The following is a 20,375-nucleotide window of genomic DNA, read 5'->3' as shown; positions in this document are numbered from 1 at the left end:
AGGCCTTTTTTATTATATGCAGCTTATACTATATTTCATAAATAGCCTCCCCCTACTGTGGCAAGCCGGGTGCTGTACCCTTGGTTTTCGGGTAGATAATGGAAGCTACTTCCTGGCCAGCTAGTGAAGCAGCAACGGCGGCCGAGCAATCTGCCAGCACGCGCTGGCATCGATAAGCGTTAAGCATTGCTGCGGGCCCGGTGCCAGCTTCGGGAGTTTAGTTGGGCGCCTCCTATGCCGAAGCGCTCCTCAGCGACGCCTCTGCTGCCTGGCCCGGCACCATAGGTAGTAAGATTTAAAATAATTGCACAAAACCAGCACAAAAAAACGGACCGCGGGCACTAACTTTAACTTATGAACTTTCCCACCCGCTCTATTCAACCCTTACAAGTTTGTTCCCCTGCTACTGAGCAGAGCCGCCAGCGACTTGTAGCAGCCATTATTTTCTATACCAACGGCATTCCATTTCTGGTAAAACCCTCTCAGCAACAGGCGCTTGATTTGTACTCCAGAGGCCGGCTCACCATTGACGAGGTTGTATATTACCTGGAATCAGCTGCTAAGCACGAAGCCAATGCTGCTTGATTTTAGCGTAGCTTTTCGTACTCTACGCCTTAGCTGCAAGCATTGGCCTGCAGCTAAGGCGCGGCGGACTTCAGCCCCGAATTTCGGGGCTTGATGCCAAAACAGCGGCCTGGCTGTTTTCTTTGCAGCGCGGCACCCTTAGCGCCGCGCCTTTCCAAACATGGCAACATCCACCCTGACCGGCCTGCGGGCCGGCGTGCTGCACGGCGACGAAGTGCAGGCCCTTTTCCAACACGCGAAGGCTAACGGCTATGCCCTGCCCGCCGTGAACGTAACCGGCACCGACACTGTGAATGCCGTGCTTGAAACGGCCCGCGACCTTAACTCGCCGGTAATCATTCAGTTTTCTAACGGCGGCGCGCAGTTTTTTGCCGGTAAGGGCCTGGCCAACGACAAGCAGCAGGCCAGCATCGCGGGCGGCATCTCGGGCGCGCAGCACGTACATCTGATGGCGCAGGCCTATGGCGTGCCCGTGATTCTGCACACCGACCACGCCGCTAAAAAGCTTCTGCCCTGGATTGATGGCCTGCTGGAGGCCGGCGAGAAGTTTTTTGCCGAGCACGGTCAGCCCTTGTATAGCTCGCACATGCTCGACCTGTCGGAAGAGCCGATTGAGGAGAACATCGAAATTTGCCAGAAGTACCTGGCGCGCATGGCCAAAATCGGCATGACGCTGGAAATTGAGCTGGGCGTAACCGGCGGGGAGGAAGATGGCGTCGATAACTCGGATGTGGATAGCGCCAAGCTCTACACGCAGCCCGAGGAAGTAGCCTATGCCTATGAGAAGCTCAGCGAAATAAGCCCGCGCTTTACCATCGCGGCGGCTTTTGGCAATGTACACGGCGTGTACAAGCCGGGCAATGTAAAGCTGCAACCCAGGATTCTGCACAATTCGCAAGAGCATTTGCGTCAGAAGCACAACATCGCCGAGGCGTTGCCTATTGATTTTGTATTTCACGGCGGCTCGGGCTCGAGCCAGGAGGAAATTCGGGAAGCTATCAGCTACGGCGCTATCAAGATGAATATTGATACTGATTTGCAGTGGGCTTTCTGGGAAGGGATTCAGAAGTACTACGTGAAAAACGAAGGCTTCCTGCAAGGCCAGATTGGCAACCCTACCGGCCCCGACGCGCCCAACAAAAAGTATTACGACCCCCGCGTGTGGCTGCGGGAAGGCGAAAAAACGTTCGTAACACGCCTCAAGCAGGCCTTTGAGGACCTGAATGCCGTGAATCGCCGGCCCTAGGCGGCGGGCGGCGGCCTAAACTTAGCTCGACGGCTATGCGTATAGCCGCCACATCATTTTTTCACTTCTGATTATGAAAAAGACTCTTTTTTCTGCAGTAGCTCTCTGCTTATTCGTTGCAGCTTCGGCCCAGGCGCAAACCTCGCCCACCACGGTTACCAAAGACGGCGGCGATAAAACCATCTCCAAAGCCGATGGCATGACTGTTAAAACCAAGGTGGGTGACGACGGCAAAATGAAGATGAAAGGCAAAGACGCCGCCGGCAACACCATGAAGGCCACGACCCGCCCCCGCAAAGGCGACATGAAAATGCACCACAAAGGGATGAAGAAAGACAGCGCAGCTACGAAGTCGGGGTCCAGCTATTAGTTAATTAGTACTCGGTCAAAAGCACAGGCGTTCTCAGGTATTCGTTATCAGGCACCTGCACCTGGCTAGGCTTATCCAACACCTGCCAACTGTTTTTTACCCGCTCTATTTTGCGCTGATTTTCAGCAAAAAAGCCGAACTCTCCCGAGTTCGGCTTTTTACATTCAGACTGGTCGCGGCCGGCCCGAGCAGACGCTACTCCCGTTCTACCCGCTGCCCCAGGCTGGTGCCGGCTATTCGCACTACGTACAGGCCCGGAGCCAGGCCTGCCAGCCTCAACTCGCCGCCACCGGCCCGCAACGGGGCCGCCAGCACCTGCTGGCCCATGTTGTCAAACACCTGAGCCATAACCGCTCCCAGCGTCGTGGGCAGCTCAATTTGCAGCCGGTCATTAGTCGGATTAGGATAGAGCTTCCAGAAAGCGGCCGGGCCGGCCGCCGGCCGGGCCGCCAGTACCTGCTGGTAGGTGGCAGTGGCGGCCTGGGCCGCAGTTTGCAGCTCGGCGAGCGTAGGGGCAGCCAGCACGGCAAACGCTATGGTGGCGGAGTCGCCGGGAGCCAGCCGGGTCAGCAGCGTACTTACTACCTGCGATACGTCGGTGCCGGCAGCCAGGGTGCCGGCCTCGCGGTGGGCCCGCCCGAAGCCCCCGCTGAGCGCCAGGTATTTTTCGGCAGGGCTAAACCCATCGCCAAAATAGATGGGACTGGATTTGGGCGCCTGGTTATCAATAGAGTATACGCCGGCCGGGCCAGTACCCAGAACCTGAATGCCGGTGTACACGACTGGCGCTACAGGGTCGAAGCAATAGCCTACGCGGTTGACCGAATCCCAGCGGGCTACGTTGCGGGCCGGGGCGCCGGGCAGGTCCCAGTCGGTAAATAAGCCGGCATACAGGGGCTTAAGGGTGTCGGCAGTAAGATTTTGCAAGGAATAGCTGAGCAAAATAACGTTGCGGCGGGCGGCGGGCGCGGCCCAGCTTTGGCCATGCTGCCGAATACGTACTCCCACCGAGCGTGGCTGCTGCGCAGTGGGCAGCGAGTCGCGAAATACGCCGTAGGCCTCCTGGTCGGCGCGGGGGCCGGGGGCCAGGCGCCTCACCTGAGCCAGGGTATAAAACGACTGGCGCGCCCCGCCGTTGGTGCTGCGCAGGCGGTCTGAGACGCGGGTAGGTGAAGTAGCGAGCAGCAGCCCCCCCTCACTAAGCAGCGGTATGCTGTTGCGGTAGCTGACGCCCTGGCCCAACGTGCCGGCAAGGTCATCGTAGGCCAGGCTACCGCGGCTGGTCAGGGTCAGCGAGAGGTCGCCGGCATTGAGCTGCACGTAGTCCGGATTCAGAGTAACGTCTACGTATTGGTCTGACTGATAGCCGTTATCGCCCGTAAAATGGTAGCGTAAAGTGGCCGTTGTATTTACTGGCACACCGGTAGCCGCTACCGTTAGCCAGTAAGGCAGCGCCTTGTTGTCGGTTTCGGCCAGCGTAGCCAGGCTGCCTGCCTCAAACAGCCCCTGGCGCACAGCCACGTAAGGAGAAAGCGAGGTTAAGGTTACTTTGAGGCCGACGATGGGCAACAGCAGGTTGCGCACCGTAGCTACCAGCTGAAAGGTATCACCGGGCGCATACCCTGCGGCGCTGGGCGGCAGCATGACACTGCGCACTACCCGGGCTTCCCGCTGGTTAAGGGCAGCAACTGCCCGCCCCACGTTCAGGCGGCCCGTACCCAGGTAGCCCTGGTAAGCTGCGTTGGCCGGCAATTTGTAGATACTGGCATCGGCAGTTTGGCGCAGCTGCGCCATTACCTGCTCGGACGTGAGCTGCGGAAACCTGACCCGCACCAGGGCGGCGGCTCCCGACACCTGCGGAGCAGAAAAGGAAGTGCCCGACGAGCGCCAGTAATCGGTATCTACTGAATCGGCCGCCAGCTGCACATTCCAGCCATAGGTCGAGAAAATGTTGATACCCGGCGCCACCAGGTCTACGCGGTGGCTGTAGGTAGCAAAGCTGGCTTTCGCGTCGGCACCATCGGTGGCCGATACCGACAGTACGTGGTCGTAGGAAGCAGGGTAAAACAAGAGGTCATTGGGCGTATTTCCGGCCGCCGCTACCAGCACTGCGTCGCGGTTTACGGCCGCGTACGTGCATACATCCTGCTCGAAGCTCGAATAGCCGCCCGCCCCGCCCCACGACATATTAATAACCTTACAGCCGTGGTCGGCTGCATACACGACGGCCTCATACCCTCCAAAAGCCGCCACCCCGACGTCAGAAAATATTTGCAGCGGCAAAAACTTGCACCGGAATCCTACGCCGGCAATACCCTTGCCATTGTCGGCCTGCCCGGCCACTACCCCGGAGGTTAGCGAGCCGTGGGCCACCACGCCCTCGTAGAGCGGGTCGTTATTATTATTGGCAAAATCCCACCCCCGAAAATTGTCGATATAGCCATCGCCGTCGTCATCTTTCCCGTTGATAGGGTCGGCATAATTATATTTCACCTGGTGGCGCAGGTCTTCGTGGCTGTAGCGAATGCCGGTATCCGTCATGCCAATGACCATGCTGGTATCGCCCTTGGTAAAATCCCAGGCGCGGTAGGCATTAATCAGCCGCAAGTAATACTGGGCCCCGGTAGTTGAGTCGGCAAGCGGGTCATTGGGCACATATAGCGGCTGCCTTATATAAAGCGGCTCTACGTATTCTACTACGCCGCTGGCCAGCAGAACGGCGCGCGCCTTAGCCAGGCTCAACGTAGGCGGCACGGTTATTTCAAATACCCGGCGCAGGTCAACGCCGCCTGGCTGCTCAGGATTGGGAGGCAGGCTAAGGGGAAACTTTTGCGTGAGGCCGGTAGCCTGCAACGATTGCAAAGCTGCCCGCACGGCATCAAGCTCGGCAGTCGGGGCAGCGCCGCCCGCCCGCAGCTTAAATACCAGCCGGCCCGGCAGCGTGGGCGGAGCCGCCATTACTGCCCCGGCACCAGCCAGTAGAGCAAGCCATAACAGAGTACTAAGTAATCTCATATAATCAGATAATATTCAGGAAAAAGAATACTCGTAAAAGTACCACTCAGACCGGTTATCACCGGTTGGTTACCTACGTAAAAAAAGGCAGCCAGCCTTTGGGGCTGGCTGCCTTTTTTTACAAACACAGCTTATTCAAACTTATAGTTCTTATTCGCGCGTACCGTTTTGAATTTCCCGGCATTGTGCGCTTTTAAATCTATCATTGGCAGTGGATGAGGATTGTGCCTAAACCGCATGTGGGCATTATGGTTTTTGGCGTCGTTGGTGCGGGCAAAGTCGCGGGCCTTGGGCCGGCGGCCAGCCGTAGCGGCTTGCGCTGAAAGCAGGCAGGCACTAAGCAGGAATAAAACGATGGTTTTCATGGGAGAAGCAGCAAAAGGGCCACCAGACAGTCGATAGCCGACGGGTTGTTTACGCGAGTAAGCGGCGGCTTGTTTCCCAGGCATGCTGGTAGTGCTTGGGGCTAACTTGCTGAATACACTTGGCTTGTCAGTCTAGTCTGAGTTACCCCAGGCTACCCGAGCTGGCAGCCCAGCCTCGCGGGCCAGCGGCGCCGCGCCCGAGCCAAACAAGCCGGCCAACACAGTATTGGTAGTAGCGGCCAGCTCCAGGTGATAATCGGGATGCAGCTTTTCAGCCTGTCTCAGCGTTTCCTGCGCCCGGCGCACCAGGTGCTGAAGCAGGGGCTGGGTGGGCCCGTGCAGCTGCGCCACCAGCGCGGGCTGGTGCTCAAATACGTTGGTCAGCAGGCGCAGGCTCAGCTCTACTTCCCCAAAGGCATCTTGCGTAATCCGGGCATGGTAGGCCAGCCGCGCTTGCAGCTGCCGCAGTATAACGAGCAGGTCATTAGGCGTTTGGTGGTAGCCGCGCACGGGGTCGTCTACCTGCTTGCGCAGGGCAGCCCGGCGGTTGGCCAGGGCATCAGGCCCTTCGAGCAGGCGGTAAGTCAGCTGCTCGGTCAGCAAGGCATCCTGGGCTACCAGGCGGGCCAGCAGCTGGTCTTTCTCTTTCTGTGGCAGGTCGAGCAAGGCGCGGCGTAGGGCGGGCGGCAGTACGGGCATAGATAAAGCAGGCTGGATACAAAAGAGCCTGCGTCCCTAAGGTCACAGGCTCTTTTGAAGACTTACTTGTTATGAAGCTGGTTTAGTCGGCGTCGCCTTCAGCGGTCAGGTTTTTACCCTGGTGCTGCATTTCGGGCAACGTAAAGTTGGCCTCGCTGGGGCGCGACAGCTCGGTGGGCACATTCTCGTCGGAGGCTGGCGCGGCACCCACCGGCGCCTGCATTTCTGAGCGCATCGAATCATCCATCTGGTCGGCCATTTGCTGGCCACTGTCGTTTTCGTCGAATACCTGACCGGCGGTTTCGCGGTCGAGGAAGCTATCCGATTCCTTTTCAGTGGCAGTGCGGGCGTTAGCAGAGCGGTCGGCTTGCGCGTCGGTAGTGGCCGTAGCGGCTGCCTTACGGTTTTCGTTGTTGCCGGCGGCGGGTTGGGGAGCAGTTGCCATAAGAGCTAGTTTTTATCGTGTTCCTTGTCGTTGTCGTCCTGGTAAGTAGCCTCGGGCTTGCCACCGGCATAGCGCGGGTCATCGTCAGCCCAAGCGGCGCGCTGCGCGTCGGTGTCGGCGTGGCGGGCGGCGTGCACGGCGGCCGGGTTTTGATTTTGGGTGGTGTGGCCGCGCTGGTCACCGGGGTTTGCTGGTGCTTTAGCCGCATCTTCGGGCTTACGCACCTCGCTGAACTCGTCGGGGTTGTCGTTGGAGCCGTTGCGGCCGGTGCCGGGCGCATTGCCCGCCGCGGTGTACTCGGGCTTGCCAAAGTCTCCATATTGCGGCGTGCCAGCCTGAGCCTGAGTAGCGGCCTCATCGGGCGTAAGATGAGCCGGCGCGGCGCGCTCGCGCTGGCCCTCGGGCAATTGGTTGTCGTCGTCTGCCGAAGTCGAAGCTGAATTGGTATTCATGGGAGGAAAAGAAAGATGTTCGGTAAACAGCCGGGCCGGGCCCGGAGTAGTGTTTACTCTTCTTTTCGGGTTCGCGTTGCTGAATCGTAGCATTGCCTCCCGCATTTTTTGGCCCGGCTACGTACACAGGCTTCTTATCACCCGCTTTATTCCGCTCCCCTATTCGCATGGCCATTCACCACGACCTTGTTAGTCAATCATTTACTACTGGCCAGAACGACGACCCGGCCGAGCTGGCTTATACACTGCCCGCTCCGGGCGTTATCGACTTCACCCACACCTTTGTACCTGAAAGGCAGCGCGGCCAGGGCCAGGCCGACGAGCTGGCCCGCGCCGGCCTGGCCTATGCCCGGCAGCACCACCTGCGCGTGCGCACCAGCTGTCCGTTTGTGGCCGGCTTCGTGCAGCGCCACCAGGCCGAATACGCGGCTATTTTAGACGCCTAGCCGGGTGAAGATTTGAGAGTGAAGATTTTGTGTAAGTCTCGGGTTTTTAATTCCTTATTCTTCACTCTTTACTCTCAACTCCTATTTACTGGCCGTATTTTTTTTTGGCGAAAGCCGCTGCTTCCTCGTCCAGCTGGTGGCTCGATAGCGTTTTGCTGCCGTCGTCAATCAGAATGCGGTAGCGAAACGTGGCGGATTCGCCTTTTTCCAGTCGCAGGTTTTTGGCTGATTTTCCTTCGGTAAAAACCTTCTCGCCCAGTGGGTTGGCCGCAAACAGCCCGTAGCCGCGGGCGTGCCAGAAGGTCGGGTAGTTCGGGTTGCCGGGATGGTCGATAATGGCGATGCTCACCGAGTCGGCCCCCATCTTGCCAAACACCTTGCACCACACGCCGCGGGTGCTCCAGGCATCGTTGCCGCGCTTGCCGGCACTGGTGAGGTAGCTGCCGTTGGGCACGTGGTCGGTACCGGCCTTCACCACCGTTACGATGCCTTTGCTATCGGTAAATTTCTGGTCCTGGGTGCTGGGCATTTGCAGCTCGTGGGCCAGGCGCAGGCCCAGCAAGCCATCCTTGGCGTCGTTGAAGGTGACGGGCACCACGGCTTTCAGCGTCGTCACGCGGTCGATGGTGCGGGCCCGGCCGGTGCCGCTAAACTCGAAGCGGGTGGTTTCTTCGAGCAGCACCTCATTGGCCTGGTTGGTCCAGTTGGCATGGTAGGCCAGCACGCCGGTGGGGCCGCTGCTGGTAGTAAGGATGCGGTCGGTTTTAATCCAGCCGTAAGCGTTTTTCTTTTCCTTCGGAATGGCGTAGGAGTTATTCCAGAAGTCGAGGCCGTTCACGTTCTCGTAATTAAACCACAGCCCGATGTGGTGCGGATGGTCGGTCGGGTCGCCTGCCTTGGGCTGAAGCGGAAAGCCCCGCGTTACGACGTTTCCATCGGCCGCCCGCAGCGGATAAAGCACCGGCTTTTCGAGCGAATCGGGATACAGGAAGCTGGTAAACAGCTGCTTGCCGACGTACACATCTATCTTTTTACCCGTACCGGCCTTCACTACGCGCACGGGCTCGGCTTTTTGGGCCTGGGCCGGCAAGCAAGCTACTACAGCAGCCAGTAAAGCACCGGATGATATTATTTTTTTCATATATAATTAATAATTAATACATGAACGCTTTTCCGCCCACCATCACTTCCTGGGTTTTCTCGTCGAAGGTGGCCTTCTGGCCGGTGTGCACGGCCGCATTGGTCATGATGGTGGCAATGGAGTGGCTGTAGCCGGCCTCCACCGGTGCGTGGGGCGTCTGGCGGCTGCGCACGCACTCCATCCAGTTGCGTACGTGGTTGGAAGTCAGCTTATCGCCGCCGGTATTGGCTGAGGCAATAACGGCTTCGGCATTGCCCAGGTTGGTTTCGGGCAGCAAAAATGGCTGCATGTGCATGGCTTCGGCAAATTTCTGGGTGAGGCCGCCGCGGGGCGATATCGTATTGGTATTCAGGTTCAGCTCGCCGCCGTTAGAATAGTAGATTTCGGCCGGATGCTCGTCGCCGTTGTCCATGCGCGAGCCGAACGTGACCTGAAAGCCGTGGGTCATATCCTGAGCCGGGCCGTAGTCGAACACCGCCGTGAGGGTATCCCAGTTGCGGCGGCCATCCTGCCACATATAAATGCCGCCGTTGGCCACCACGCTGCGCGGGTGCTGCAAGCCCGTAAACCAGTGCACAGTATCAATCTGGTGGCTCATCCACTGCCCGGCCAGCCCGGAAGAATAGGGCCAGAAAAGTCGGAATTCCAGATATTTACGCGCATCAAATGCTTCGGCGGGCCGGTTCATCAGGTAGCGCTTCCAGTCGGTGTCGGCTTCCTTGAGCTGGGGCACCAGGTCGGGCCGGCGCCAGCGGCCGGGCTGGTTCACGTTCCAGGTCAGTTCTACCATCTTAATATCGCCAAACTTACCCGACTTGATAAACGCTTCGGCCGCGCGGTAGTTGTCGCCGCTGCGGCGCTGCGAGCCAATCTGCACAATCTGCTTCGACCCTTTGATGGCCTTGAGCGCCGCCCGGTTGTCGGCCATCGTCTCGGCAAAGGGCTTCTCGACGTAGGCATCGCAGCCGGCCTGCACGGCCTCAATGGCGTGCAGCGCGTGCTGAAAATCGGCGGTGCTGATAAACACGGCGTCCACCGCCTTTTTGCTGTACATCTCCTCGTTGTTGCGGTAGGCCACCACGTCGCGCTGCATCTTCTCCTTCCAGATGGCGGCCCCTTCCTCCCGGCGCTTTTTCCAGATATCGGACACGCCCACTACCTCAAAGTTCAGCTCCTTGCAGTGGTTCATAAAGCTGGGAATGTGCGAGCTGCGGTGCCGGTCGGAGAAGCCGACCACGCCCACGCGCACGCGGTCGTTGGCCCCGATAATACGCTTGTAGCTGCTGGCCGACCACGCCAGGTGCGGCGCCACCAGCGCCCCGGCACCGGCCAGGGCAGCTTGTTTGAGAAAAAGACGCCGCGGCGTATCGTTGGTAAGCATGGGTGGGGAAAGGTTAAATGTTGTAATATCTCTATGAATACAAACTATCTACGAAAAGCAACTTGCTGACTGAGAAGTGAACGAAGCGGACAGCCGGCGAAAAGCCGGCAGCCCGCTACATTCCCGACTTTAGGACCGGCGCTTGCTGACTGGCACCAGCAAATGACTTCCTAAGCTTCGAGTATTTCGAGCTGCCAGGTCAGCTGCTCATCCGTAATCGGGTAGGGCTGGCCGTGGCGAATAGTCTGATACACTGCCTCAAACAGCCCCAGGTAGGTACTGGGTGCGGCGGGGTCGGCCACGGGAGGCAGCACGTGGTTGTGGCCCGCCGGGTCAGCCAGCACCAGGCGGCCTTCCTGGCCGGGCTGCTCGCGGCCGTAGGCCTCGTCGCCGGGCTTGATGCCGGCCAGCAGCTGCGGCTCCTGGGGGTCGGTGCGCTCCTTGCGGTAGCTACCCAGCGTGCCATTGAGCACGAAGGCCGGGCCGGCGTCGGCCACGAGCAGGCTGGCCGTTACCCACACGTTCAGGCCCTGGGGGTAGCGCAGCTGGATGGAAAAAAAGTCGGGCACCTGCGAGCCGCGCCGGTAGCTCCCGCTGGTTTTCTCAAACGACAAGGGCCTACCAAACAAGCTGATAACCTGGTCGAGCAGGTGCGGCCCCAGGTCGTACACGAGGCCCGAGCCGGGGCGGCCATCTTCCTTGAAAACCTTGGTGTGCAGCACCGGCCGAAAGCGGTCGTAGCGAAAATGCACCTCGATAAGCTGGCCCAGCTGGCCGCTTTCCACCACGCGGCGCACGGCCCCAAAGTCGGTGTCCCAGCGGCGGTTCTGGTAGGCCATCAGTTGCCGGCCCTGCTGCCGGGCCAGCGCCACCAGCTCGTGCCACTGCGCCACGGAAGTAGCTACCGGCTTTTCGACGAGCACATGCTTGCCGGCCAGCAGGGCCTGGCGCGTCAGGTCGTGGTGAGAGTCGCTGGGCGTATTTACTACTACCAGCTCCAGGCTGGGGTCGGCGAGCAGGGCTTGCGTGCTCGGGTAGCTTTTGATGGCCGGGTAATCGGCCGCCATGCGCTGCTCGGTACGCTCCACCACCGAGCGCAGCTCGAAGCCGGGATGCAGACTTAGGAAAGGAGCGTGAAAAAGCTTGCCGGACATGCCATAGGCGAGCAGTCCGGCCGGAATGGGCAAAGAAACAGAAGGCGTCATGCCCAAATATACCCGGCCAGCGGAAGGATACTACCCGCACCCCGGATTCCAATTCCGGCTACACCGCGCTTACGGCCCCGCCGGCAGTGAGAACTACCCGCAACTGGCCGGGTGGCAACGTTACCGGCATCGTTTGCGCAAAAAAAGCCGGGAACCCTCATTTTTTCGAGGCAGACCCTGGTTAATATTATACTCCCTTAGTCCAATTTCCGGCTGCCTGCAGCCGGTTCCTATCTGTTTTATGCCCATGAGTCAGCGCTACGCCTCCCGTCTTTTGCCTTCCCTTTCCCGGCCCGCCGGGCTAGGCCTGCTTTGCTTGCTAGCCGGGCCAGTGGCCGCGCAGCTACCCGCGTTTCCGGGGGCCGAAGGGGCCGGCAAGTATACTACTGGCGGGCGAGGCAGCACGGCAGTGCCAACGACGGTGCTGGAGGTAACCAACCTCAATGACTCGGGGGCAGGCAGCCTGCGGCAGGCTTTGTCGGGCACGTATCCGAGCCGCACGGTGGTGTTCCGGGTGTGCGGCACCATTCACCTGGTTTCGCAGCTGAGCATTCCGGCCAATACGACGCTGGCCGGCCAAACTGCCCCCGGCGATGGTATCTGCGTAGCCGATAAGCAAAGCAATGTAAAGGGCAACAACGTGATTGTGCGCTTTATGCGCTTCCGCCTCGGCGACCAGTACCAGAACCTGGGCATGGTCAATGGCAGCGGCGACGAAGATGCCTTCGATGCCATCTCGGGCACTACCGGCCTGGTGGTAGACCACTGCACCTTTAGCTGGGGCGATGATGAGTCGTTTACCTGCTACAAGGGCGACAATACTACGCTGCAATGGAACCTCATCAGCGAGGGGCTGAACTACTCATACCACTTCGAAACCGGCGACACGGATTTTGAGCACCACGGCTACGGCGGCATCTGGGGTGGGCGGCACGCCTCCTTTCACCACAACCTGCTGGCGCACATGCAGGGCCGCAACCCCCGTTTCGACGGCTCGCGCAACCTGTCGCCCTACACGGCAGGCCAGGAAAATGCGGAGTTTGTCAACAACGTGATTTACGACTGGGGCAGCTACACCACCAACGGCGGGGAAGGCGGCAATTATAATATAGTGAATAACTATTATAAATACGGCCCCAATACCAACCCCGGCAGTAGCTCGGGCGTGTCGGTGCGCTCGATGATTATCAATCCTTATAAGCAAACCAGCAGCCCGATACTCCCCTACGGCAAGTATTATCTGAGCGGCAACTACGTCGATAACTCGGCTTTCGTAACCAGCCACAACTGGTATGGCGCAGCCATGAGCGGCGGCACCATGGCCGATACTGTGCAGTCGAAGGTGCTGGTGCCGTTTGCTATTGAGAGCTATGCGCTGCCAACTCAAACGGCGGCTGCCGCCTATGCGTCGGTATTGGCGGGCGCGGGCTGCACGCTGCCCACCCGCGACCCGGTGGATACCCGCATTATTCAGGAAGTAAAGGACCGCACGGGTCGTATCATCGACGTGCAGGGCGGCTACCCGCACGGCACAGCCTACGCCAACTCGAAAGGCGCCTGGGATATTCTCAACTGCAATACCCCGGCCCCCGTCGATACCGACCACGATGGTATGCCCGACGCCTACGAAACCGCCAACAGCCTGAACCCCAACGACCCGGCCGACCGCGCATTTATCGCGGCCAACGGCTATACCAACCTCGAAAACTACCTCAATGGCCTGGTAGCCGCCACGGTGCTAAGCACGCACAAAGCCAGCGCCAGCGACCTGCTCCAGGTGTACCCCAACCCTGCGCAGGCCGGGCAGTCTATCACGGTAACGCACCCGGCCCAGTCCGGCGCGGCGGGCAGCTTCACTATCTATAGCTTTGAAGGCCGGCTGGTTGGCACAGTAGTGGCCCAGCCCGGCACCAGCCAGACGCAGCTCGACGTGCGCCAGCTGGCGACCGGCAACTACCTGCTCGTGTACCAGGCCGCGCCGGGCGCTCAGCGCCTGTCGGTGAAGTTTGTGAAGACCGAATAGCAACCCAAGGCTCAACGCTTACCGGAGGGTTCGCCGCTGCTTAGCCAGCCGGCGAACCCTCTTTTTTAGCACCTTCGCAAGCTGGGCAGTCTCATTCGAGTTGTTTAACGCATCTTTCAGGTTAACGTATGAGTGGGCTGCCAGCTTTTGGCCGGCTGTTCGCTCATCGTTCACACCGCTTGTTCAGCCAACGAGCGGACAGCCGGCTAAAAGCCGGCAGCCCGCCGCGCTCAACCTGTACCCTGACTTGCAACCTGCTTTAAACCGGGCTACTATGGCGCCATAGTAGCCCGCAGCGGCCCGGCCAGCCGCACCACGCTCACGCCCGGCCGGCGCAGCCACGCCGCCCGCGCCAGCTGCCCAAGGCCGATAGTGCCTGTTAGGTAGTTGCCGCGCTGCGCCGACCGAAACTGCTCGTGCACGGCCGAGAAGTCGGCTTCGGCAGGCGCATTGGCCTCGTCGAATGTCACCAGCACCTCTACTTCGGCCGCATCGGGCGCGAGGGCGAGGTGGGCGTTCTGCTGAATTTTCTTGTAGCCATAGCGGTAGCCATAGGTAAGGGCCGACAAGTCGCTGAGCACGGCCGAAGCGGTAGGAAAAGCTCCCGCCCCCCGCCCCAGAAAAAACTGCCGGTCGGCAAATGTGCTCTGGGTTATGAGACCGTTGAACTCGTCGTGCACCTGCGCCAGCTCGTGGCCGGGGCGCACCAGCGTGGGCAGCACGCCCGCCGCCAGTCTGCCGCCCGGCAGGCGCCGCGCCTCCGCTACCAGCTTGATTATCAGTCCCTGCTCGCGGGCATAGGCCGTGGCCAGCTCACTGATAGCCGTAATACCCACGGCCAGCAAATCGGCAGGGGCCACCACCAGCCCAAAGGCGTGAGCCAGCAGCAGCACCAGCTTATTGCGGGCATCGAGCCCCTCTACGTCGAGGGCCGGGTTGCTTTCAGCAAAGCCCAGCGCCTGAGCGCGGGCCAGCGCCTCGGCGTAGGGCTGCCGGTCGCGGTGCATAGCCGTGAGAATGTAGTTGGTCGAGCCATTGATAATACCTTCCACCGATTCCAGCAAATCGGTATCATAATATTCCTCCAGGTTGCGGATAACGGGCAGGCTGGCGCAGGCGGCCGCCTCGTAGAGCAAGGGCGTGCCGGTTTGCTGCTGAATGGCAATGAGCTCGGGCAGGTGCTCGGCCAGCATCTTCTTATTGGCCGTGACCACGGCCTTACCCCGCAGCAGCGCCTCTTTTACAATCAGATAGGCTTCGTCGGCGTCGTCTATCAGCTCCACAATTACCGTCAGGGCCGGGTCGCCCAGCAGGTCGTTTTTATCGAAGGTGAACAGCTCGGCGGGCAGCGGGCGCGGCTTGGTGCGGCTCCTGACGGCAATGCGGCCGATGCGGGCGCGCAGGCCGGGCGTGCGGGCCAGCACGGCGTGCAGGCCCTGGCCCACTACGCCAAAGCCGAAAAGCCCAATGTGGAGGTCGGTACGGGTCATGTTTAATATAATATTTTGTGAATATTATTCACGCCTACTCACCCGTCCCTAACGCAAGATATTCCTCACCGGAAGAGCCAAAAAAAGCCCTTCCGACAAGTCAGAAGAGCATGCACCGCCACGGCGGCAACCGGCATCTTATAACTTATCTGCTTCCGAAACCGGCCGGGGCCGGGTTTCGGAACAGGAATTAGCACCTTCGTATCGCTACTGGTTGCTAAGGCATCGTCGGGCCTGTCCCTCCGCCTTTCTTGATAAGGGCTCCGGTGAAGGAGCGTGCCGCAAAGGTAAAGGCGCAGCCCTGACATGGGCAAGTAGGCGGCCCAGCTAAGAAGCCGTAAGCCTCAGCCTGCTAAACCAGCTTAAAAAACAGGTTTTCATAAAAAGCATCAGCTTCTTTTTTTCGCCTTTTCACTTGTAATAAAGCTACCTGCCAGGGTAGTAGCCTCATAGCAGCCAGCCTATTTAGACTTTTTAAAAACATCGCAAACCCATGCTAAGCCGTATTATTTAACTGCTTAAATCGCTCGTTTCATTTAGTCTCAGTAGTACATGAGTTTACCTTTCACCCAACAGCCGCTGGACCGCATACCGCCGGCCGTGGTGCCCGCCGAGGACGTGACGCTGCACGTTAACGGCCAGGACCACACGATTAAAATTGCTCCTTGGACCACCCTGCTTGATGCCCTGCGCGAGTACCTGGACCTCACCGGCACCAAGAAAGGCTGCGACCACGGCCAGTGCGGCGCCTGTACCATTCTCGTTGAAGGCAAGCGTATTAACTCGTGCCTGGCCCTGGCCACCGTGTATCAGGGCGCGGACATTCAGACTATTGAAGGGCTGGGTACCGAGGAAAACCTCTCGCCCTTGCAACAGGCGTTTATCGACCACGACGCCTTTCAGTGCGGCTACTGCACGCCGGGCCAGATTTGCTCGGCCCAAGGTCTTATAAATGAGGGCCGCGCCAAGACTGAAGCCGAGGTGCGCGAGCTGATGAGCGGCAACCTCTGCCGCTGCGGTGCTTACCCAAATATCCTGTCGGCGGTGATGGAAGTGCTGCACGATGGCCGCGTGACGGTGGACAACGGCCGCCTCGTCACGATTCCGGCTCAGCCAACTACCTCCAGCTCAGTCAGCTAATAATCAACGCGCTATGAATAGTTTCACCCTCACCCAAGCCACGGGCGTTGCCGAAGCCGTGCGCGATAAGGCCAGCCACGAAAGCTCGGCCTACCTGGGCGGCGGCACCAACCTCATCGACCTGATGAAGGAAAACGTGAGCCGCCCCACCCACCTCACCAGCTTGCACAAACTGCCGCTGGGCAAAATTGAACAAACCCCCGAAGGTGGCCTGCGCCTGGGCGCCCTCGCCACCAACGCCGAAACGGCCTGGCACCCCGAGGTAGAGGCCCGCTACCCGCTGCTGAGCCAGGCCATTCTGGCCGGGGCCACGCCGCAGCTGCGCAACATGGCCACCGATGGCGGCAACCTGTTGCAGCGCACGCGGTGCTACTATTTCTACGACCTCGCCACGCCCTGCAACAAGCGCGAGCCCGGCACCGGCTGCTCGGCTATTGGCGGCTACAACCGGGTGTGCGGCATTCTGGGCACCAGCGAAAGCTGCATTGCTACCCATCCCAGCGATATGTGCGTGGCCCTGGCCGCCCTCGAAGCCGTGGTGCGGGTAGCCGGCCCGGACGGTGAGCGCACCATCCAGTTTGAGGATTTCCACCGGCTGCCGGGCGATACGCCCGAGCTGGATAACAACCTGAAGCCCGGCGAATTGATTACCGGCATCGACCTGCCGGCCCAGGGATTTGCCAAGAACTTTACCTACCTCAAGCTGCGCGACCGGGCCAGCTATGCTTTCGCGCTGGTGAGCGTGGCGGCGGCGCTGGAGCTGGATGGTAATACCATCAAAGAAGCCCGGCTAGCCCTGGGCGGCGTGGCCCACAAGCCCTGGCGCGACAAGGAAGCCGAAGCCATGCTGAAAGGCCAGCCCGCCACGGCCGACACCTTCCGCAAGGTGGCCGCCAAGGTAGTAGAAGAGGCCAAAGGCTACGGCTCCAACACCTTCAAAATCGAGCTGGCTAAGCGCGCCATCGTGCGGGCGCTCAAGCAGGCCACCGAAATGGACTATTCGCAGAATGACAACGCTTTCCAGAATTCAAACCCATGAGCCAGACTATTGCCACCCCGCCCACTGTGCGCCTGGGTACCGACTATATTGGCAAGCCCACCAGCCGCTTTGAGGGCAAGGCCAAAGTGACCGGCGCGGCCAAATACGCTGCCGAGTACAACGTGCCCGACCAATGGTATGGCTACGTGGTGAGCAGCCCCATTACCAAGGGCAAAATCACTAGAATTGACAGCGCGCCCGTGCTGGCTATCCCTGGCGTGAAGCAGATTTTTTCGCACGAGAATGTGCCGTCGCTGGCGTGGTTCGACCGCAGCTATAAGGACGATGTGGCGCCCGGCGGCTCGCCCTTCCGGCCGCTGCACGAGCCTGAAATCCTCTTTAATATGCAGCCGGTGGCGCTGGTAGTGGCCGAGACGTTTGAGTTGGCCCGCTACGCGGCTTCGGTGCTGCGCATTGAGTATGAGGCCGTAGCCCACGACACCGACCTCGAAACGAAGCGCACCCAAGGCTTTCCGGCACCCAAAGGCAAGGATGGCTTTGTGCCGCCGCCCAAGCCGAAGGGCGATGCCGAAGGTGCGTTCAACAAAGCGCCGCACCAGCACGAGGGTGAGTACATTCACCTGACCCAGCACCACAACCCGATGGAGATGTACGCCACTACCGTGGAGTGGCTGGGCGAGGGTAAGCACCTGAAAATCTACGATAAGACGCAGGGCGCGCTGAACGTGCAACAGTACATCTGCAAGATTTTCGGGCTAAGCAAGGACGAGGCGCGGGTAATTTCGAAGTACACCGGCGGGGGCTTCGGCTCGGGCCTGCGGCCGCAGTACCAGGCGTTTCTGGCGGTGCTGGCGGCGCTGGAGCTCAAGCACTCGGTGCGCGTGTCGCTCACGCGCCAGCAGATGTTCAGCTTCGGTCACCGGCCCCACACGCTGCAAACCGTGAAGCTGGCCACCGACGACTACGGCCACCTGCAATCGCTGGAGCACAAGGCCCTGGCCGAAACCTCGCAGTTTGAAAACTTTACCGAGACGGTAGTCAACTGGTCGGGCATCCTGTACGAGAGCCCCAACTGGAAATTTGACTACGAGCTGGCGCGGCTCGACGTGTTCTCGCCGGTCGACATGCGGGCGCCCGGCGCGGCCACTGGCTCGTTTGCCATTGAGTCGGCGATGGACGAGATGGCGTATGCGGCCGGTGTTGACCCACTAGAATTCCGCCTGCTCAACTACACTGAAACCGACCCCACCGAGAAGAAGCCCTTCAGCAGTAAGCGCCTGCGCGACTGCTACCGCGAAGGCGCCGCCCGCTTCGGCTGGAGCCAGCGCTGCCCCGAGCCCCGCTCGATGCGCGACGGCGACCTGCTCGTGGGCTACGGCATGGCCACCGGCTGCTGGGATGCCTCCATGCAGAAAACGGCCGCCAAGGCCAGCCTCACCGCCGACGGCCACCTCACGGTGAGCAGCGCCTCCAACGACATCGGCACCGGCACCTACACCATCATGACGCAGGTAGCCGCCCAAACCCTGGGCCTGCCCATCGAAAACGTGACCTCGGTGCTTGGCGATACCACGCTGCCGCTCTCCCCCGTGCAGGGCGGCTCCTGGACGGCCGCCTCGGTGGGCTCGGCCATTCAGGCCACCTGCCAGGAGTTGGGCAAGAAGCTGCTCAAGCTGGCCCAACAACTGGACAACTCGCCGCTCAAAGGCTTGGCTTTTGACGACGTGCAGTTTGCCGACGGCCACATCCGCGCCAACGAAGACATCAAGAAATCGGTGGCTATCCAGGACGTGCTAGCCGCCAGCAGCGAGGCCAAGGTGGAGGCCGAGTCGGGCGCGCAGCCCAACCCCCTCAACATGCTGAAATACTCCATGCACTCGCACAACGCGGTGTTTGTGGAAGTAAAAGTGGACGAAGACCTCGGCACCGTGCACGTTACCCGCGTGGTAAACGCCGTGGCCGCCGGCCGCATCCTCAACCCCAAAACCGCCCGTAGCCAGGTGCTGGGCGGCACGGTCTGGGGCATCAGCATGGCCCTGATGGAAGAAACCCATATCGACAACACCTACGGCCGCTACATGAACCACAACCTGGCTGAGTACCACATCCCGGTCAACGCCGATATCCACACCATCGACGTGGTTTTCGTCGAAGAGGAAGATGACATCATCAACCCGCTCGGCGTGAAAGGCGTGGGCGAAATCGGCATGCTCGGCGTAGCCGCCGCCGTAGCCAATGCTGTGTATCACGCTACCGGTAAGCGCGTGCGCGATTTGCCGCTGACGATTGACAAGCTGCTGTAGGTAGTGGTTAGGTAAAAGAGAAAGCGCCTCATAGCCGATTAGCTGCGGGGCGCTTTTACTTTGAACCTACTCTAGTATTTCTTCTAACAAGCCCGTTATTTTTTTAGTGACTGGCGCACACCTCCCATTATCTAATGACATTTTTTCTATTCGCAGAACCCCATAAATATCAACAGTAACTGTATACTTAATCTTAGCTTCGCCAGCCGGCTTGGGAGGCAAGCCCATTAGTTCTATTTCAGCAAACTGTTTGTTAAGGCTTGCTTTAGTATTTTCACCATAATGTATAGTAGCTGCTGAGCTTCTTTGGTTATCAGAAACAGTTTGCACTATTTTCACATCAGAAAATGGCAGCATTTTTCCCTTCGGCACGATAATCAAATACCTATCATGCATCAAACTCGTGCCTATCGAATGCTTCAAGCGCCATTTTTTAGTCAAAGAAAGGTCAACTGCTCTTTGTTGAACTTCAATATTACCAGGAGCTAGTTGAAAAGCCTCATCCACAATATCGTTTCTACCTGTGTCCTTTGCTCTGTAGATAATATCATTAGCAAGATAATCTCTTGCTTTTAATTGATTGAATTCGTCAACTTCAAATTTTGTCAAAACACGAATATCATCCACTAGATTTGTCAGAGACTTTAACCGTTCAAACTCAAGACTAAACTCTTCTAATACAGTCTGCTCATCTTTAATTACTAAAACGTTTTCTCTATTTTTATCCTCTGCATAATAAGTCCAATTATACGAACCATTTATAACCACTTTGTCATCAATGATGCAAAATTTATTATGCATCGGATGTTCAGAATTAGAAAAATAGAACTTTCCTCCTTTATTTATAAAGCCTTGAAAAGGAAGTCCGCTCTCTCTATTATTTATGTAATCATTATGTATAATTACCTCAACACTTAACCCTGAATCAAGTTTGTTCATTAACTTCTCAAGTAGAGCTTCGTTAGTAAACCAGTACACTGCAACACTTATTTTTTGAGTCGCATTATCTAATTCTGATAAAATTTGCTTACGGATTCCGTCGAAGTAAACCTTAATCATGTCGCGCTTA

At 58.9% G+C, this 20,375-nt stretch carries 18 protein-coding genes and 1 riboswitch; of the genes, 8 read left to right on the top strand and 10 right to left on the bottom strand.

Going from position 1 to position 20,375, the window contains the following annotated elements; genetic code table 11:
• Positions 1 to 354: 354 nt before the first annotated feature.
• The 3 genes from F6X24_RS10420 to F6X24_RS10410 all read left to right on the top strand — a co-directional run bounded on the left by F6X24_RS10420 (position 355) and on the right by F6X24_RS10410 (position 2,201).
• Complete coding sequence (locus F6X24_RS10420) at positions 355 to 585, top strand: hypothetical protein (RefSeq protein ID WP_151087939.1); 231 nt, start codon at positions 355 to 357, stop codon at positions 583 to 585.
• A gap of 160 nt (positions 586 to 745) precedes the next feature.
• Positions 746 to 1,831: a class II fructose-bisphosphate aldolase gene (fbaA, locus tag F6X24_RS10415; protein WP_151087938.1), complete on the top strand. Its 1,086-nt coding sequence runs from the start codon at positions 746 to 748 to the stop codon at positions 1,829 to 1,831.
• 73 nt (positions 1,832 to 1,904) lie between these two features.
• A complete protein-coding gene (locus F6X24_RS10410; protein ID WP_151087937.1) occupies positions 1,905 to 2,201 on the top strand; it encodes a hypothetical protein in 297 nt (98 codons plus the stop codon).
• A gap of 195 nt (positions 2,202 to 2,396) precedes the next feature.
• Here the strand turns inward: F6X24_RS10410 and F6X24_RS10405 are convergent, their stop codons facing one another.
• The 5 genes from F6X24_RS10405 to F6X24_RS10385 all read right to left on the bottom strand — a co-directional run bounded on the left by F6X24_RS10405 (position 2,397) and on the right by F6X24_RS10385 (position 7,177).
• Positions 2,397 to 5,216 (bottom strand): S8 family peptidase, encoded by a 2,820-nt coding sequence (locus tag F6X24_RS10405; protein WP_151087936.1) that lies wholly within the window; start codon positions 5,214 to 5,216, stop codon positions 2,397 to 2,399.
• Positions 5,217 to 5,347: 131 nt separating this feature from the next.
• The gene (locus F6X24_RS10400) at positions 5,348 to 5,581 is read right to left on the bottom strand and encodes a hypothetical protein (RefSeq protein WP_151087935.1); all 234 of its coding nucleotides are present in this window, start codon (positions 5,579 to 5,581) and stop codon (positions 5,348 to 5,350) included.
• A 132-nt stretch (positions 5,582 to 5,713) separates the two neighbouring features.
• Positions 5,714 to 6,280 (bottom strand): hypothetical protein, encoded by a 567-nt coding sequence (locus F6X24_RS10395; protein WP_151087934.1) that lies wholly within the window; start codon positions 6,278 to 6,280, stop codon positions 5,714 to 5,716.
• A gap of 82 nt (positions 6,281 to 6,362) precedes the next feature.
• Positions 6,363 to 6,725, bottom strand: coding sequence for a hypothetical protein (locus F6X24_RS10390; RefSeq protein WP_151087933.1), 363 nt, complete (start codon positions 6,723 to 6,725; stop codon positions 6,363 to 6,365).
• A 5-nt stretch (positions 6,726 to 6,730) separates the two neighbouring features.
• Positions 6,731 to 7,177 carry a hypothetical protein gene (locus F6X24_RS10385; RefSeq protein ID WP_151087932.1) on the bottom strand — a complete coding sequence of 149 codons (447 nt, stop codon included), beginning with the start codon at positions 7,175 to 7,177 and terminating at the stop codon, positions 6,731 to 6,733.
• Positions 7,178 to 7,344: 167 nt separating this feature from the next.
• Between F6X24_RS10385 and F6X24_RS10380 the strand changes: the two genes are divergently transcribed.
• Complete coding sequence (locus F6X24_RS10380) at positions 7,345 to 7,623, top strand: GNAT family N-acetyltransferase (RefSeq protein ID WP_151087931.1); 279 nt, start codon at positions 7,345 to 7,347, stop codon at positions 7,621 to 7,623.
• 85 nt (positions 7,624 to 7,708) lie between these two features.
• Here the strand turns inward: F6X24_RS10380 and F6X24_RS10375 are convergent, their stop codons facing one another.
• The 3 genes from F6X24_RS10375 to F6X24_RS10365 all read right to left on the bottom strand — a co-directional run bounded on the left by F6X24_RS10375 (position 7,709) and on the right by F6X24_RS10365 (position 11,350).
• On the bottom strand, positions 7,709 to 8,764 hold the full coding sequence (locus tag F6X24_RS10375) for a DUF6807 domain-containing protein (RefSeq protein ID WP_151087930.1): 1,056 nt from the start codon (positions 8,762 to 8,764) through the stop codon (positions 7,709 to 7,711).
• Positions 8,765 to 8,777: 13 nt separating this feature from the next.
• Positions 8,778 to 10,145: a Gfo/Idh/MocA family protein gene (locus F6X24_RS10370; RefSeq protein ID WP_151087929.1), complete on the bottom strand. Its 1,368-nt coding sequence runs from the start codon at positions 10,143 to 10,145 to the stop codon at positions 8,778 to 8,780.
• A gap of 170 nt (positions 10,146 to 10,315) precedes the next feature.
• Positions 10,316 to 11,350 (bottom strand): Gfo/Idh/MocA family oxidoreductase, encoded by a 1,035-nt coding sequence (locus F6X24_RS10365; protein WP_151087928.1) that lies wholly within the window; start codon positions 11,348 to 11,350, stop codon positions 10,316 to 10,318.
• Between the two features lie 274 nt (positions 11,351 to 11,624).
• On the opposite strand from F6X24_RS10365, the gene F6X24_RS10360 reads away from it, so the two are divergent.
• Positions 11,625 to 13,373, top strand: coding sequence for a T9SS type A sorting domain-containing protein (locus F6X24_RS10360; RefSeq protein ID WP_151087927.1), 1,749 nt, complete (start codon positions 11,625 to 11,627; stop codon positions 13,371 to 13,373).
• A 272-nt stretch (positions 13,374 to 13,645) separates the two neighbouring features.
• Here the strand turns inward: F6X24_RS10360 and F6X24_RS10355 are convergent, their stop codons facing one another.
• On the bottom strand, positions 13,646 to 14,863 hold the full coding sequence (locus F6X24_RS10355; RefSeq protein ID WP_151087926.1) for a homoserine dehydrogenase: 1,218 nt from the start codon (positions 14,861 to 14,863) through the stop codon (positions 13,646 to 13,648).
• Between the two features lie 142 nt (positions 14,864 to 15,005).
• A riboswitch (SAM riboswitch) is annotated at positions 15,006 to 15,124 on the bottom strand.
• Positions 15,125 to 15,415: 291 nt separating this feature from the next.
• Here F6X24_RS10355 and F6X24_RS10350 point away from each other — a divergent pair.
• The 3 genes from F6X24_RS10350 to F6X24_RS10340 are packed head-to-tail and all read left to right on the top strand — an operon-like array spanning position 15,416 to position 19,306.
• On the top strand, positions 15,416 to 16,003 hold the full coding sequence (locus F6X24_RS10350; protein WP_151087925.1) for a (2Fe-2S)-binding protein: 588 nt from the start codon (positions 15,416 to 15,418) through the stop codon (positions 16,001 to 16,003).
• A 13-nt stretch (positions 16,004 to 16,016) separates the two neighbouring features.
• Positions 16,017 to 17,042, top strand: a complete 1,026-nt coding sequence (locus tag F6X24_RS10345) for an FAD binding domain-containing protein (RefSeq protein ID WP_151087924.1) — start codon at positions 16,017 to 16,019, stop codon at positions 17,040 to 17,042.
• A complete protein-coding gene (locus F6X24_RS10340; RefSeq protein ID WP_151087923.1) occupies positions 17,039 to 19,306 on the top strand; it encodes a xanthine dehydrogenase family protein molybdopterin-binding subunit in 2,268 nt (755 codons plus the stop codon). The genes F6X24_RS10345 and F6X24_RS10340 overlap by 4 nt, the downstream gene beginning before the upstream one ends.
• Positions 19,307 to 19,372: 66 nt before the next feature.
• Here F6X24_RS10340 and F6X24_RS10335 read toward each other — a convergent pair whose 3' ends face one another.
• Positions 19,373 to 20,365 carry a phospholipase D-like domain-containing protein gene (locus F6X24_RS10335; protein WP_151087922.1) on the bottom strand — a complete coding sequence of 331 codons (993 nt, stop codon included), beginning with the start codon at positions 20,363 to 20,365 and terminating at the stop codon, positions 19,373 to 19,375.
• Between the last annotated feature and the right edge of the window lie 10 nt (positions 20,366 to 20,375).

It is taken from the genome of Hymenobacter baengnokdamensis, from assembly GCF_008728635.1.
Lineage (GTDB): Bacteria > Bacteroidota > Bacteroidia > Cytophagales > Hymenobacteraceae > Hymenobacter > Hymenobacter baengnokdamensis.
This window is presented reverse-complemented; position numbering and strand designations above follow the sequence as displayed.

Bases quoted from the DNA above. Each gene is read 5' to 3' on its own strand.
- F6X24_RS10420 (WP_151087939.1), top strand. From the start codon at position 355: ATGAACTTTCCCACCCGCTCTATTCAACCCTTACAAGTTTGTTCCCCT.
- fbaA (WP_151087938.1), top strand. From the start codon at position 746: ATGGCAACATCCACCCTGACCGGCCTGCGGGCCGGCGTGCTGCACGGC.
- F6X24_RS10410 (WP_151087937.1), top strand. From the start codon at position 1,905: ATGAAAAAGACTCTTTTTTCTGCAGTAGCTCTCTGCTTATTCGTTGCA.
- F6X24_RS10405 (WP_151087936.1), bottom strand. From the start codon at position 5,216: ATGAGATTACTTAGTACTCTGTTATGGCTTGCTCTACTGGCTGGTGCC.
- F6X24_RS10400 (WP_151087935.1), bottom strand. From the start codon at position 5,581: ATGAAAACCATCGTTTTATTCCTGCTTAGTGCCTGCCTGCTTTCAGCG.
- F6X24_RS10395 (WP_151087934.1), bottom strand. From the start codon at position 6,280: ATGCCCGTACTGCCGCCCGCCCTACGCCGCGCCTTGCTCGACCTGCCA.
- F6X24_RS10390 (WP_151087933.1), bottom strand. From the start codon at position 6,725: ATGGCAACTGCTCCCCAACCCGCCGCCGGCAACAACGAAAACCGTAAG.
- F6X24_RS10385 (WP_151087932.1), bottom strand. From the start codon at position 7,177: ATGAATACCAATTCAGCTTCGACTTCGGCAGACGACGACAACCAATTG.
- F6X24_RS10380 (WP_151087931.1), top strand. From the start codon at position 7,345: ATGGCCATTCACCACGACCTTGTTAGTCAATCATTTACTACTGGCCAG.
- F6X24_RS10375 (WP_151087930.1), bottom strand. From the start codon at position 8,764: ATGAAAAAAATAATATCATCCGGTGCTTTACTGGCTGCTGTAGTAGCT.
- F6X24_RS10370 (WP_151087929.1), bottom strand. From the start codon at position 10,145: ATGCTTACCAACGATACGCCGCGGCGTCTTTTTCTCAAACAAGCTGCC.
- F6X24_RS10365 (WP_151087928.1), bottom strand. From the start codon at position 11,350: ATGACGCCTTCTGTTTCTTTGCCCATTCCGGCCGGACTGCTCGCCTAT.
- F6X24_RS10355 (WP_151087926.1), bottom strand. From the start codon at position 14,863: ATGACCCGTACCGACCTCCACATTGGGCTTTTCGGCTTTGGCGTAGTG.
- F6X24_RS10350 (WP_151087925.1), top strand. From the start codon at position 15,416: ATGAGTTTACCTTTCACCCAACAGCCGCTGGACCGCATACCGCCGGCC.
- F6X24_RS10345 (WP_151087924.1), top strand. From the start codon at position 16,017: ATGAATAGTTTCACCCTCACCCAAGCCACGGGCGTTGCCGAAGCCGTG.
- F6X24_RS10340 (WP_151087923.1), top strand. From the start codon at position 17,039: ATGAGCCAGACTATTGCCACCCCGCCCACTGTGCGCCTGGGTACCGAC.
- F6X24_RS10335 (WP_151087922.1), bottom strand. From the start codon at position 20,365: ATGATTAAGGTTTACTTCGACGGAATCCGTAAGCAAATTTTATCAGAA.